We start from the raw sequence: 12,746 nt of genomic DNA on the forward strand, positions 1-12,746 counted from the left end.
AGCGCCACTGCCGGGTCCGCCCGGGACCGCTCAGGACGGCGCCGGAGCACCCCCCAGCGGCAGTGCGGGCAGTCCCGGGTAGTCCGGGGGCGGGGTCAGCCGCTGGCCCGGCTGGCCGCCCTTCTCGTACTTCAGCAGCTTCGCCGCCTTCTCCGGGTCCGTCTCGCCCTCCCCGTACGCCGGGCAGAGCGGGGCGATCGGGCAGGCCCCGCAGGCCGGCCGCTGCGAGTGGCAGATACGGCGGCCGTGGAAGACGACGCGGTGCGACAGCATCGTCCACTCGCTCTTCGGGAAGATCGCGCAGATCTCCGCCTCGACCTTCTCCGGGTCCTGCTGCTCGGTCCACTTCCAGCGGCGCACCAGTCGGCCGAAGTGGGTGTCGACGGTGATCCCGGGTACGCCGAACGCGTTGCCGAGGACCACGTTCGCGGTCTTGCGGCCCACTCCGGGCAGGCTCACCAGGTCTTCGAGCCGGCCCGGCACCTCCCCGCCGAAGTCGTCCCGCAGGGCCTGCGAGAGGCCGAGCAGGGACTTGGCCTTCATCCGGAAGAACCCGGTCGGCCGGATCAGCTCCTCCAGGTGCTCGGGAGCGGCCGCGGCCATGTCCTCGGGCGTCGGGTAGGCGGCGAAGAGGGCCGGGGTCGTCTGGTTCACCCGCAGGTCGGTCGTCTGCGCGGAGAGCACCGTCGCGACGAGCAGCTCGAAGGGATTGCGGAAGTCGAGTTCCGGATGGGCGTACGGATAGATCTCGGCCAGCTCGCGATTGATGCGCCGCGCCCTGCGCACCATGGCCAGGCGCGATTCGGGCTTGGCCACCTTCGGTTTCTTGGCCGAAACTTTGCCCTGGGGGGTGGCCGCGGCCTTCGCGGACGCGTTCACTGGGGCTTGTTCGCCCACGGCTGAATTTTGGGGCGCCGTCACTCCTGCGGACCCCTTGGCCTGTGCTCTCACCGGCTTATTGGACACCCGGCCAGCCTAAGGCCGGCCGCTGACACCCGTCCGGACCTCAGGTAACACCACTCCGATTGGCCTCTCGCCGCACAGCACGCCCGTCTGTCCGGCATCCTTGTGATTGATCGCACTGTTTGAGCCGTCCGGCAAAATGGGGAGCACGGTCCCCTGAGCTGGTCGACATAGGAGAGAGACTCGTGGACGACGTTCTGCGGCGCGCCCCGCTCTTCGCGGCGCTCGATGACGAGCAGGCCGCGGAGCTCCGCGCCTCCATGGGCGAGGTGACCCTCGCACGCGGTGACGCCCTGTTCCACGAGGGCGACCCCGGCGACCGGCTGTATGTCGTGACCGAGGGCAAGGTGAAGCTGCACCGCACCTCCCCCGACGGCCGCGAGAACATGCTGGCCGTCCTCGGCCCCGGCGAGCTGATCGGCGAGCTGTCGCTCTTCGACCCGGGCCCGCGCACCGCCACCGCCACCGCCCTGACCGAGGTCAAGCTGCTCGGCCTCGGCCACGGCGACCTCCAGCCCTGGCTCAACGCCCGGCCCGAGGTCGCGACCGCGCTGCTGCGCGCCGTCGCCCGGCGCCTGCGCAAGACCAACGACCAGATGTCCGACCTGGTCTTCTCCGACGTTCCCGGCCGTGTGGCGCGGGCGCTCCTCGACCTGTCGCGCCGCTTCGGCGTGCAGTCGGAGGAGGGCATCCACGTGGTGCACGACCTCACGCAGGAGGAGCTCGCGCAGCTCGTCGGCGCCTCCCGCGAGACCGTGAACAAGGCCCTGGCCGACTTCGCGGGCCGCGGCTGGCTCCGCCTGGAGGCGCGTGCGGTCATCCTGCTGGACGTGGAGCGCCTGGCGAAGCGCTCGCGCTGACGCCTGATCCCGGCTGTTCGAGGGGGTCCTGCCCGAGGGGGCGGGGCCCTTTCGCATGTCCAGGACAAGGCCCCGCGCCTCGAACGCCTCGGGGGCCGCTCCGTGCACAGTGGGTGCATGGGGCACAGAGGGCTGGACACGTACGGGTACTTCGAGCGCGAGGGCTCCCTCGGGCAGGTCCAGGGCGAGTTCGCGGGCGTCGTCGCGGCCGCCCGCGGGCGGATCCGCGAGGCGTACGGGCGGTGGCTGCACAGTGCCTACCTGTACGGGTCCGTGCCGCGCGGGACGGCCCGGCCCGGGCGGTCCGACCTCGACCTCCTGCTGGCCCTGCACCACGAGCCCGCCGACGAGGACCGAGACGCCGCGGAGGTGCTGGCGCGCGGGCTCGACGAGGACTTCCCGGAGATCGACGGCGCCGGCATCCTGCTGTACGGCAAGGACACCCTGCTGAGCGAGGCGGAACGATTCGGCCTGGGCTGGTTCCTCGCCTGCCTGTGCACGCCCCTGCTCGGCGCGGACCTGGCCGAGCACCTCCCGCGCTACCGTCCGGACAGCCTGCTCGCCCGCGAGACCAACGGCGACCTGGCCGACGTACTGCCCGGGTGGCGCAGGCGGGTGCGGGAGGCGTCGACCGAGGACGAGTACCGGAGGCTGTGCCGGTTCTTCTCACGGCACCTGGTGCGCACCGGGTTCACTCTGGTGATGCCGCGGTGGGGCGGGTGGACCAGCGATCTCACCGAGTCCGCGGAGATCTTCGGCGGCTACTACCCGGAGCGCGCGGACCAGATGCGCGCCGCCGCCCTCGCGGCACTGGATCCGGTCGCCGACCCGGCCGTGCTGCGCGCGTACGTCGAGGACCTCGGGCCGTGGCTCGCGGACGAGTACTCGGCCCGGCACGGCACGAAGACCCCGCGGGACGCCGGCTAGGCACGAAGACCCCGCGGGAGGCCGACTAGGCCCTGGCGGGCGAAGAGGCCTAGGACTTCTCGGCGACGGCGAGGGCTTCGACGGCCAGCTTGGCCTCGGCCAGGCCCGCGCCGGTGATCTGGCGGTAGGCCTTGATCGCCGAGATGTGCCGGTCGGCCGCGATCAGGGCGCGCACCTCGTCCATGCCGGCCGGCTCCGGCTCCTCGATGCCGAAGTGGTCCAGCACGAGGGCCAGGCGGCGCTCCATCCGGTCCGCCTTGAGCTGGAGGCTCTTCACGCGCAGCGACACCGTCGAGGTGATCCATCCGGCGGTGCCGGTCAGCATGACGAGCAGGAAAACGGTGTTCATTCGGGTCCTCCGGGGATCAGTCCGTGATCTTGAAGGTACTCGAGCTGCGCCCGGACGGACCATTCCGCCGCCGGCCACAGGGAACGGTCCACGTCCGCGTAGACCTGGGCCACGACCGCCTCGGGGGTGACGAACCCGTTCTCGACGGCGGTCTCGACCTGGGCTAGCCGGTGCGCGCGGTGGGCCAGGTAGTACTCGACGGCTCCCTGGGCGTCCTCCAGGACCGGCCCGTGGCCCGGGAGGACGGTGTGCACCCCGTCGTCCACGGTGAGCGAGCGCAGGCGGCGCAGGGAGTCCAGGTAGTCGCCCAGGCGGCCGTCGGGGTGGGCGACGACCGTGGTGCCGCGGCCGAGGATGGTGTCGCCGGTCAGCACGGCCCGGTCCGCGGGCAGGTGGAAGCAGAGCGAGTCGCTGGTGTGGCCCGGGGTCGGGACCACGCGCAGCTCCAGACCGCCGGTCCGGATGACGTCCCCGGCGGCCAGGCCCTCGTCGCCGAGGCGCAGGGCCGGGTCCAGGGCGCGGACCTTGGTACGGGTGAGCTCGGCGAAGCGGCCGGCACCCTCGGCGTGGTCGGGGTGGCCGTGGGTGAGCAGGGTGAGGGCGATCCGCCTGCCGGCCTGCTCCGCGGTGGCGATGACCGCCCGCAGGTGTGCGTCGTCCAGCGGGCCCGGGTCGATCACGACGGCGAGGTCGGAGCCGGGCTCGCCGAGGAGCCAGGTGTTGGTGCCGTCCAGGGTCATCGGGGAGGCGTTGGGGGCAAGGACGTTCACCGCGCGGGCGGTCGCCGGCCCGGAGGTGACCACTCCGCGGGGCTGCCCCGGCAGTGCGGCGGCGTCGCTCATGCGGTGCCTCCCGGACGGCCGAGGCGGACCCGCTTGGTGAACTCGTCGTGGCCCGGCCAGCTGAGCACCACCTCGCCGTCCTCCAGCACGGCCTCGGCCAGCACCGGGGCGAGGTCCTGGGCGGCGGCCGCGGTGAGCGCGTCGACGGCGCTCCCGTACGGCTCCAGGGAGCGCAGGGTGGAGATGGTCGGCGGCATCATCAGCAGCTCGCCCTTGTCGTAGCCGGCGGCCGCGTCGGCCGGGCGGATCCAGACGGTCCGGTCGGCCTCGGTGGAGGCGTTGCGGGTGCGCTGGCCCTCGGGGAGCGCGGCGACGAAGAACCAGGTGTCGTAGCGGCGCGGCTCGAACTCGGGGGTGATCCAGCGGGCCCACGCCCCGAGCAGGTCGGAGCGCAGCCGCAGGCCGCGGCGGTCGAGGAACTCCGCGAAGGACAGCTCGCGGGCGACCAGGGCCTGCCGGTCGGCTTCCCAGTCGTCACCCGTGGTGTCGCCGACGACGGTGTCCGGGGTCTCCCCGGCGAGCAGGACGCCCGCCTCCTCGAAGGTCTCCCGTACGGCGCCGCAGACGATGGCCTGGGCGGTCCGGGCGTCCGTACCGAGCCTGGCGGCCCAGTCCTGCTGCGAGGGCCCCGCCCAGCCCACCTGGTGCTCCTCGTCGCGGGGGTCGACCCCGCCGCCCGGATAGGCGTACGCGCCCCCGGCGAAGGCCATGGAGGCCCGTCTGCGCAGCATGTGCACGGCGGGACCGGCGGGGGTGTCGCGCAGGAGCATCACGGTGGCGGCGCGGCGCGGTGGCACCGGCACGAGGGAGCCGTCCGCGAGCGCGCGGATGCGGTCGGGCCACTCCGGCGGGTACCACTGGCCTCCGGCGGGGGGCTGCTGCTGACCATGCTGACCATTCGGCATGGCCGGATGCTACGGCCATCCGGCCCGATGTTCGAGGGTCACCTGCCACGCCCGGCGGCGCGGGCGGGCTGCGCAGGGCTCCGGGGCTTCGCCCCGGAGCCCACGCCTCGAACGCCGGAGGGGCTGAAACTGCCCTGCGGCAATCCAGCCCCTCCGAAAGAGTCAGGCTCCCGGGACCAGCTCGACCTGGATCTCGATCTCGACCGGGGCGTCCAGCGGCAGGACCGCCACGCCGACCGCGCTGCGGGCGTGGACGCCCTTGTCGCCGAGGACGGCGCCCAGGAGCTCACTCGCGCCGTTCAGCACACCCGGCTGGGCCGTGAAGTCGGGGGCCGAGGCGATGAAGCCGACGACCTTCACGACCCGCGCGATCTTGTCGAGGTCGCCGACGACCGACTTGACGGCGGCCAGGGCGTTCAGCGCGCACGTGGCGGCCAGCTCCTTGGCCTGCTCCGGCGAGACCTCCGCGCCGACCTTGCCGGTGACCGGCAGGTTGCCCTTCACCATCGGGAGCTGACCCGCGGTGTAGACGTACACGCCCGAGCGCACGGCCGGCTGGTACGTGGCCAGCGGCGGGACGACCTCGGGCAGGGTCAGGCCGAGCTCGGCCAGCTTCGCGTCGACAACCCCGCTCATGCCTTCTCCCGCTTGAGGTAGGCAACGAGCTGCTCGGGGTTGTTCGGGCCGGGCACGACCTGGACGAGCTCCCAGCCGTCCTCGCCCCAGGTGTCCAGGATCTGCTTGGTGGCGTGGACCAGCAGCGGGACCGTCGCGTATTCGAACTTCTTGGTCATGGGAGCGAGGGTAGTGCCTGTGCGAGCCTCCCCCCGGACCGAGTCAGGGGGGAGGCTCATGCGTGTTCCGGGAGGCGAGTGGTTAGGCTCGGACGCTGTGAGCAGGCTCCAGGTGGTCAGCGGCAAGGGCGGCACCGGCAAGACCACGGTCGCCGCGGCACTCGCGCTTGCCCTCGCACGCGAGGGCAAGCGGACTCTTCTGGTGGAGGTCGAGGGCAGGCAGGGGCTCGCGCAGCTCTTCGGTGCCGAGGCGCTCCCGTACGAGGAGCGGAAGATCGCCGTCGCGCCCGGCGGGGGCGGCGAGGTCTTCGCGCTCGCCATCGACGCCGAACGGGCGCTGCTGGACTACCTCCAGATGTTCTACAAGCTCGGCTCGGCCGGCCGCGCGCTCAAGAAGCTCGGCGCCATCGACTTCGCGACGACCATCGCCCCCGGACTGCGTGACGTCCTGCTGACCGGCAAGGCGTGCGAGGCGGTGCGGCGCAAGGACAAGGCCGGTCGGTACGTCTACGACCACGTGATCATGGACGCGCCGCCGACCGGGCGGATCACCCGGTTCCTGAACGTCAACGACGAGGTGGCGGGGCTGGCCCGGTTCGGGCCGATCCACAACCAGGCGCAGGCCGTCATGAAGGTGCTCAAGTCCCCCGAGACGGCCGTCCACCTGGTCACCCTCCTGGAGGAGATGCCCGTCCAGGAGACCGGCGACGGCATCGAGGAACTGCGCGAGGCCGGGCTGCCCGTCGGCCGGGTCGTCGTCAACATGGTGCGGCCGCACCACCTGGACGAGGACACCCTGCGCACCGCGGCGGGCGACCACCGCGCCGAGGTGGCCGGGGCGCTCTCCCGGGCGGGCCTCGGCGGCGCGCGCCGCGGCGGGCTGGCCGAGCGGCTGGTGGACCCGCTGCTCACGCAGGCCGCCGAGCACGCGAGCCGGGTGGAACTGGAGCGCGCGCAGCGCACCGTACTGGCGGGGCTGGACCTGCCGACGTACGAACTGCCCCTGCTCGGCGCGGGGGTGGATCTGGCCGGGTTGTACGAGCTGGCCAAGGAACTGCGGAAGCAGACGGTGGCCGAATGAGCGAGGGGGTGGACACCATGGGGCTGGACACTCCGCCGCGGCTGGCGGTCGACCGGCTGCTGGACGACCCGGAGACCCGGATCGTCGTGTGCTGCGGGGCGGGCGGGGTCGGCAAGACCACGACGGCCGCGGCACTGGGCGTACGGGCGGCCGGGCGCGGGCGGAAGGCGGTCGTGCTCACCATCGACCCGGCGCGCCGGCTCGCGCAGTCGATGGGCATCGACTCGCTGGACAACACCCCGCGCAAGGTCGCGGGCGTGGGCGCCGACGGCGGTGAACTGCACGCCATGATGCTGGACATGAAGCGGACCTTCGACGAGATCGTCGAGGCGCACGCGGACGGCGAGCGGGCCCGGGCCATCCTCGCGAACCCCTTCTACCAGTCGCTGTCGGCCGGCTTCGCGGGCACGCAGGAGTACATGGCGATGGAGAAGCTGGGCCAGCTGCGGGCCCGGGACGACTGGGACCTGATCATCGTGGACACCCCGCCGAGCCGGTCCGCCCTCGACTTCCTGGACGCGCCGAAGCGCCTCGGGTCCTTCCTGGACGGGAAGTTCATCCGGGTGCTGATGGCTCCGGCGAAGGTGGGCGGCCGGGCGGGGATGAAGTTCCTCAATGTCGGCATGTCGATGATGACCGGCACCCTCAGCAAGCTGATGGGTGCCTCGCTGCTGAAGGACGTGCAGACCTTCGTGGCCGCGATGGACACGATGTTCGGCGGTTTCCGCACGCGCGCCGACGCGACCTTCCGGCTGCTCCAGGCTCCCGGAACGGCCTTCCTGGTGGTGGCGGCGCCCGAGGCGGACGCCCTGCGCGAGGCGGCGTACTTCGTGGAGCGGCTGGCCGCGGAGAGCATGCCGCTGGCCGGACTGGTACTGAACCGGGTGCACGGCAGCGGCGCCGACCAGCTGTCCGCCGAACGGGCGTTGGCCGCCGCAGAGAATCTTGAAGAAGGCGGCATTGTCGATCAGGAGTCCGGGAAAGCTGGACTTCGTGACACGGCCGCGGGACCGACCGAGGCGGCCGGGACCACACGAACGGCGACCGCACCGACGACAGAGGCGGCACGGACCGCAAAGACCGCGAACCCTCCCGAGACAGGCTCCCCCGGCACCGAAGGCGATACCGCGGCCGTCGACCGGCTCACGGCAGGACTGCTGCGCCTGCATGCCGAACGCATGCAGGTGATCGCGCGTGAACAGCGCACACGCGATCGCTTCACCTCACTGCACCCCGAGGTGGCGGTGGCCGAAGTGGCCGCCCTGCCCGGCGATGTGCACGATCTCGCCGGGCTGCGGGCCATCGGAGAGCGACTCGCGGCCGGGGTTCCGGCCGGAGCGTAGGCGTTCGTACGTCGTGGCGGCCGCGTGGTCTACCCGGCTGCCGCGAACGTCTCGTACGGAACGTCGATCTCCGCGTCTGCATCCATGGTGAGGATGCCCGTACTGCGCTCGTACTCCGTACGGGCGGTTTCGAGCAGCCGTCGCCACGAGGTGACGGTGGGACGCCGGCGCAGCAGCGCACGTCGTTCCCGCTCGGTCATTCCGCCCCACACGCCGAACTCGACGCGATTGTCGAGCGCATCGGCCAGGCATTCGGTCCGCACCGGACATCCGGTGCACACCGCCTTGGCCCTGTTCTGTGCCGCTCCTTGAACGAACAGTTCATCCGGATCGGTAGTGCGGCAGGCTGCCTGCGCACTCCAGTCGGTAACCCAGCCCATCCCGGCGCCGTCCTCTCCCGAATCGAGGCTCCCCCACGGCGGTAGCGGCATATTCACCGCTGCCAGTTGAGGACGTTACGGAAGGCGGGCACAGTGCAACACCCCCGTCGGGCCCAATCTTGAATGGTCCGAACGGACTATGGGTAAGCGGCAGATCACCCGACGGAGTGATCCGGCGACATGCCCGGCCATTCCGGCAATTCGGGTGGAATCGGCGGATCGGCTTCAGCGGAGGGGCGAGATTCGGACATGCGTCCACCCCATTCGGGAAGGGTGAAAATCAAGCCGAGGGGTTGATGTCGCACCGCACTGCTGTGACAGTTGGGGACAGCTTAGGCCAAGGCATTCGCGTGTGTCCGGCGAATCAGAACGTAGGCTGCCCTCTATGGGAAAGAAGCGCTCGGGCGGCGGGCTCACGGGGAGCCAGCAGGCCGCCAAGTTCCTCGGGGTGTCCGTTCTCTCCGGAGTTGTGCTGGCCGGCATGGCGATTCCGGCTGCAGGCGCCCTGGGGCTGGCGGCCAAGGGCACGGTCGAGGGATTCGATGAGATCCCGGCCAATCTCAAGACTCCGCCGCTGAGCCAGCGGACCACGATTCTGGACGCCGAGGGCGGCTTGATCGCCACCGTCTATTCACGCGACCGGCAAGTGGTCCCGCTCACGGCGATCTCCCCGTACATGCAGAAGGCGATCGTCGCCATCGAGGACTCCCGTTTCTACGAACACGGAGCCGTCGACCTCAAGGGCATCCTGCGCGCGGTCAACCGCAACGCGCAGGAGGGCGGCGCCGCACAGGGCGCCTCCACGCTCACCCAGCAGTACGTGAAGAACGTGTTCGTCGAAGAGGCCGGAGACGACGAGACCAAGGTGCGCGAGGCCCAGGAGAAGAGCCTCGGCCGCAAGATCCGCGAGCTGAAGTTCGCGATCCAGGTCGAGGAGGAACTCGGGAAGAAGAAGATCCTCGAGAACTACCTCAACATCACGTACTTCGGCCAGCAGGCGTACGGAATCGAATCCGCGGCCCAGCGCTACTTCAGCAAGCCGGCCAAGGACCTGACCCTGGAGGAGTCCGCGCTGCTGGCGGGCGTCGTGCAGTCGCCGAGCCGGTACGACCCGGTGAACGACACCCAGGAGGCGACGAAGCGCCGCAACATCGTCCTGCAGCGCATGGCCGACACCAAGGACGTCTCGCAGGCGGAGGCGGACGCGGCGAAGGCGAAGCCGGTCACCCTGAAGGTGACCAAGCCGAAGAACGGCTGCATCACCGCGGTCAAGGGCGCGGGCTTCTTCTGCGACTACGTGCGCAACACCTTCCTGACCGACGCCGTCTTCGGCAAGACGCGCGAGGAACGGGCGAAGGTCTGGAACCAGGGCGGTCTGACCGTCCGCACGACGCTGGACCCGCAGTCGCAGGACGCGGCCAACGAGTCGATCAAGGACCACGTCTACCAGGACGACTCGATCGCGACGGCCGTGACCATGGTCCAGCCGGGCACCGGCCGGGTGCTGGCGATGGGTCAGTCCAAGCCGTACGGCTTCGGGAAGAACGAGACGCAGATCAACTACTCCGTGGACAAGCGGATGGGCGGCTCGAACTTCGGCTTCCAGGTCGGCTCGACCTTCAAGCCGTTCATCGCCGCCGCCGCGCTGGAGCGGGGCCTGCCGCCGACGAAGGTCTACTCGGCGCCGAACAAGATGGACTACCCGAGCGGGATCTCCCGCTGCGACGGGTCCCAGTACGTCAACGTCAGCAAGGAATCGGCGGAGAACGAGACCGAGGACGAGATCGGCCCCTACGCGCTGCGGACGGCGATGGAGAAGTCGATCAACACCTACTTCGTCGAGATGATCTCCGAGATCGGCCTGTGCCCGGTGTCGGAGATGGCGCAGAAGCTCGGCGTGGTCCCGGCGAGCGGGGCGAAGCTGGCCGACGGTCCCGCCATCGCGCTCGGCTCGGAGGAGATGTCCCCGCTGACGATGGCCAACGCGTACGCGGCCTTCGCCAACCGCGGCGTCTACTGCACCCCCGTCGCCATCGAGTCGATCACCGACGCGCACAACAAGGCCCTCTCGGTGCCGAAGAGCAAGTGCGAGCGGGCGATGTCGGAGACGACCGCCGACACCATCAACACCCTGCTGGGCGGAGTGATCGACTCCGGCACCGGTGAGCGGGCCGGTCTGACCGACCGCGACAGCGCGGGCAAGACGGGTACGACGGACAACCGCTACAACGCCTGGTTCGTGGGCTACACCCCGAACATCTCCGGCGCGGTGTGGGTCGGCTCGGGCGGGGCGAAGAAGATCACGATGGAGAACATCGTCATCGGCGGCAAGCCCTACCAGAAGGTCTTCGGCGGCGGTCTGCCCGGCCCGATCTGGAAGGACGCGGTCACGGGCGCGCTGGACGGACGGGAGGCCCTGCGGTTCGTCAACGTCAGCATCCCGGAATCGAACGTTCCGCCCGGCGGCTCCCGCGGCAACCGGCCGCCCACCACCCCGACCAGGCCCGGCAAGCCGGGCGGCGACGGAAAGCCCGGCGGGCGGCCCGGCGGCCAGACCGCCGGAGCCACTGGCGGGGCCACGGGCGGGGCCACGGGCGGCGTCGAGCCGCAGCCCCCCTTCCCCGGGATCACGATCGACCCGCGCGGCGTGATCGGCGGCCGCGACGACCGGTAGCGGTCGCCACGCAACACGGGGGAGGGCCCCAGCCGGTTCCGGCTGGGGCCCTCCCCGTCACTTGCCAGCCCTACGAGAGCTGCTGCTTGACGACGGCGGCGACACGCCCGCCCTCCGCCAGCCCGGCGACCTTCGGGTTCACGATCTTCATGACGGCGCCCATGGCCCGCGGACCCTCGGCACCCGCGGCCTTGGCCTCCTCGACCGCCTGCGCCACGATCGCGACGAGCTCGTCGTCGGTGAGCTGCTTGGGCAGGTACGTGTCGAGGAACTCGCCCTCCGCGGTCTCCCGCGCGGCCTGCTCGGCACGGCCGCCCTGGGCGAAGGCCTCCGCCGCCTCGCGGCGCTTCTTCGCCTCCTTGGCGATCACCTTGAGGACTTCTTCGTCGGAGAGCACACGTGCCTCCTTGCCGGCGACCTCCTCCTTGGTGATGGCGGAGAGGGTCAGGCGCAGCGTGGACGAGTGCAGCTCGTCACGCGCCTTGATGGCGGTCGTGAGGTCTTCCTGGAGCTTGGCCTTGAGCGTGGTCATGGACGTGAGTCTGCCAGGTGCGGGGGCAGTGGCGCTCACTGGTTTTCCGGGTCTGAGACGATGGGTCCATGCGTGCGCGTTACGGAGTACCCCTGAAAGCGGCTGCCGGAATCGCTGCGGTGGGGGCCGCGGGTGTGGCCTATGCCGCCGGTTTCGAGGCGAGGTCCTTCCGCCTGCGCCGGGTCACGGTGCCGGTCCTTCCCCGGGGGATGCGCCCGCTGCGCGTACTCCAGGTGTCCGACATCCACATGGTGGGCGGGCAGCGCAAGAAACGCGCCTGGCTGCAGTCCCTGGCCGGCCTGCGCCCCGACTTCGTCGTCAACACGGGCGACAACCTCTCCGACACCGAGGGCATCCCCGAGGTGCTCGACGCGCTGGGCCCCCTGATGTCCTTCCCGGGCGTGTACGTCTTCGGGTCGAACGACTACTACGGCCCGCGGCTGCGCAACCCCGGGCGCTACCTGCTGGAGAAGGCCCAGGGCCGGCACGGGCTGAACGGCAACAAGCCGGTCGTCGGCGCCGTCCACAACCCGTGGGAGGAGATGCGGGACGCCTTCGACGCGGCGGGCTGGCTGAACCTCACCAACACCCGCGGGCGGCTGAAGCTGGAAGGCCTGGAGCTGGCCTTCACCGGGCTCGACGACCCGCACATCAAGCGGGACCGCTACGAGATGGTCGCCGGCGGCCCGGAGAAGGACGCGGACTTCTCGATGGCCGTGGTGCACGCCCCGTACCTGCGCGTCCTGGAGTCCTTCACCGCCGACCGGTACCCGCTGATCCTCGCGGGGCACACCCACGGCGGCCAGCTGTGCATCCCCTTCTACGGGGCGCTCGTCACCAACTGCGACCTCGACACCAAGCGGGTGAAGGGCCTGTCCACGCACGAGGCGGCGGGGCAGCGGGCGTACCTCCACGTCTCGGCGGGCTGCGGCACCAACCGCTTCACCCCGGTCCGCTTCGCGTGTCCGCCGGAGGCGACACTCCTGACGCTGACCCCGCAGGCGTAGCACCTGCGCGACCACTGCGCGAAAACCGGATTTCGTCTCCGGCGAGAGGTCCGCTAAAGTAATCGATGTCGCCAGGACAGCAAGTGCTG

The 12,746-nt window shown here is 71.0% G+C and carries 14 protein-coding genes; 6 read left to right on the forward strand and 8 right to left on the reverse strand.

All coding sequences use genetic code 11. The features are described 5' to 3' along the window. Positions 1-30: 30 nt before the first annotated feature. Positions 31-897, reverse strand: a complete 867-nt coding sequence (gene nth / locus RIU97_RS18450) for an endonuclease III (RefSeq protein ID WP_404958127.1) — start codon at positions 895-897, stop codon at positions 31-33. 251 nt (positions 898-1,148) lie between these two features. On the opposite strand from nth, the gene RIU97_RS18455 reads away from it, so the two are divergent. Both RIU97_RS18455 and RIU97_RS18460 read left to right on the forward strand, forming a co-directional pair. After that, positions 1,149-1,823 (forward strand): Crp/Fnr family transcriptional regulator, encoded by a 675-nt coding sequence (locus tag RIU97_RS18455; RefSeq protein WP_003981529.1) that lies wholly within the window; start codon positions 1,149-1,151, stop codon positions 1,821-1,823. A gap of 117 nt (positions 1,824-1,940) precedes the next feature. Then, a complete protein-coding gene (locus RIU97_RS18460) occupies positions 1,941-2,750 on the forward strand; it encodes a nucleotidyltransferase domain-containing protein (RefSeq protein ID WP_404958130.1) in 810 nt (269 codons plus the stop codon). 49 nt (positions 2,751-2,799) lie between these two features. Here the strand turns inward: RIU97_RS18460 and RIU97_RS18465 are convergent, their stop codons facing one another. The 5 genes from RIU97_RS18465 to RIU97_RS18485 form a co-directional block, all read right to left on the reverse strand. Next, positions 2,800-3,099: a hypothetical protein gene (locus RIU97_RS18465; protein ID WP_404958131.1), complete on the reverse strand. Its 300-nt coding sequence runs from the start codon at positions 3,097-3,099 to the stop codon at positions 2,800-2,802. Next, a complete protein-coding gene (locus RIU97_RS18470; protein WP_404958133.1) occupies positions 3,096-3,941 on the reverse strand; it encodes an MBL fold metallo-hydrolase in 846 nt (281 codons plus the stop codon). Before RIU97_RS18470 ends, RIU97_RS18465 begins: the two co-directional genes overlap by 4 nt. Further along, positions 3,938-4,846: an NUDIX hydrolase gene (locus tag RIU97_RS18475; protein ID WP_404958136.1), complete on the reverse strand. Its 909-nt coding sequence runs from the start codon at positions 4,844-4,846 to the stop codon at positions 3,938-3,940. The genes RIU97_RS18470 and RIU97_RS18475 overlap by 4 nt, the downstream gene beginning before the upstream one ends. 162 nt (positions 4,847-5,008) lie before the next feature. Next, positions 5,009-5,482 (reverse strand): RidA family protein, encoded by a 474-nt coding sequence (locus RIU97_RS18480; protein ID WP_404958138.1) that lies wholly within the window; start codon positions 5,480-5,482, stop codon positions 5,009-5,011. Further along, complete coding sequence (locus RIU97_RS18485) at positions 5,479-5,640, reverse strand: DUF4177 domain-containing protein (protein WP_007264966.1); 162 nt, start codon at positions 5,638-5,640, stop codon at positions 5,479-5,481. The genes RIU97_RS18480 and RIU97_RS18485 overlap by 4 nt, the downstream gene beginning before the upstream one ends. Before the next feature lie 97 nt (positions 5,641-5,737). Between RIU97_RS18485 and RIU97_RS18490 the strand changes: the two genes are divergently transcribed. Both RIU97_RS18490 and RIU97_RS18495 read left to right on the forward strand, forming a co-directional pair. Further along, entirely contained in the window at positions 5,738-6,721 is a 984-nt protein-coding gene (locus RIU97_RS18490; protein WP_404958141.1) for an ArsA family ATPase, read from the forward strand. Further along, the gene (locus RIU97_RS18495) at positions 6,718-8,064 is read left to right on the forward strand and encodes an ArsA family ATPase (protein WP_404958143.1); all 1,347 of its coding nucleotides are present in this window, start codon (positions 6,718-6,720) and stop codon (positions 8,062-8,064) included. The genes RIU97_RS18490 and RIU97_RS18495 overlap by 4 nt, the downstream gene beginning before the upstream one ends. Before the next feature lie 29 nt (positions 8,065-8,093). On the opposite strand, the gene RIU97_RS18500 is transcribed toward RIU97_RS18495, so the two are convergent. Further along, complete coding sequence (locus tag RIU97_RS18500) at positions 8,094-8,444, reverse strand: WhiB family transcriptional regulator (RefSeq protein ID WP_404958145.1); 351 nt, start codon at positions 8,442-8,444, stop codon at positions 8,094-8,096. 385 nt (positions 8,445-8,829) lie between these two features. On the opposite strand from RIU97_RS18500, the gene RIU97_RS18505 reads away from it, so the two are divergent. Then, positions 8,830-11,118 carry a transglycosylase domain-containing protein gene (locus tag RIU97_RS18505; RefSeq protein WP_404958147.1) on the forward strand — a complete coding sequence of 763 codons (2,289 nt, stop codon included), beginning with the start codon at positions 8,830-8,832 and terminating at the stop codon, positions 11,116-11,118. A 70-nt stretch (positions 11,119-11,188) separates the two neighbouring features. Here RIU97_RS18505 and RIU97_RS18510 read toward each other — a convergent pair whose 3' ends face one another. After that, entirely contained in the window at positions 11,189-11,650 is a 462-nt protein-coding gene (locus RIU97_RS18510) for a GatB/YqeY domain-containing protein (protein WP_319722136.1), read from the reverse strand. A gap of 68 nt (positions 11,651-11,718) precedes the next feature. Between RIU97_RS18510 and RIU97_RS18515 the strand changes: the two genes are divergently transcribed. Next, positions 11,719-12,657 carry a metallophosphoesterase gene (locus RIU97_RS18515; RefSeq protein WP_361752409.1) on the forward strand — a complete coding sequence of 313 codons (939 nt, stop codon included), beginning with the start codon at positions 11,719-11,721 and terminating at the stop codon, positions 12,655-12,657. The last annotated feature ends 89 nt before the right edge of the window (positions 12,658-12,746 follow it).

The sequence above is a fragment of the Streptomyces sp. 147326 genome (genome assembly GCF_045000215.1).
GTDB lineage: Bacteria > Actinomycetota > Actinomycetes > Streptomycetales > Streptomycetaceae > Streptomyces.

Coding starts and splice junctions, on each gene's coding strand:
- RIU97_RS18465 (WP_404958131.1), bottom strand. CDS start 3,099: ATGAACACCGTTTTCCTGCTCGTCATGCTGACCGGCACCGCCGGATGG.
- RIU97_RS18485 (WP_007264966.1), bottom strand. CDS start 5,640: ATGACCAAGAAGTTCGAATACGCGACGGTCCCGCTGCTGGTCCACGCC.
- RIU97_RS18480 (WP_404958138.1), bottom strand. CDS start 5,482: ATGAGCGGGGTTGTCGACGCGAAGCTGGCCGAGCTCGGCCTGACCCTG.
- RIU97_RS18505 (WP_404958147.1), top strand. CDS start 8,830: ATGGGAAAGAAGCGCTCGGGCGGCGGGCTCACGGGGAGCCAGCAGGCC.
- RIU97_RS18460 (WP_404958130.1), top strand. CDS start 1,941: ATGGGGCACAGAGGGCTGGACACGTACGGGTACTTCGAGCGCGAGGGC.
- RIU97_RS18510 (WP_319722136.1), bottom strand. CDS start 11,650: ATGACCACGCTCAAGGCCAAGCTCCAGGAAGACCTCACGACCGCCATC.
- RIU97_RS18470 (WP_404958133.1), bottom strand. CDS start 3,941: ATGAGCGACGCCGCCGCACTGCCGGGGCAGCCCCGCGGAGTGGTCACC.
- RIU97_RS18515 (WP_361752409.1), top strand. CDS start 11,719: ATGCGTGCGCGTTACGGAGTACCCCTGAAAGCGGCTGCCGGAATCGCT.
- RIU97_RS18495 (WP_404958143.1), top strand. CDS start 6,718: ATGAGCGAGGGGGTGGACACCATGGGGCTGGACACTCCGCCGCGGCTG.
- RIU97_RS18475 (WP_404958136.1), bottom strand. CDS start 4,846: ATGCCGAATGGTCAGCATGGTCAGCAGCAGCCCCCCGCCGGAGGCCAG.
- RIU97_RS18500 (WP_404958145.1), bottom strand. CDS start 8,444: ATGGGCTGGGTTACCGACTGGAGTGCGCAGGCAGCCTGCCGCACTACC.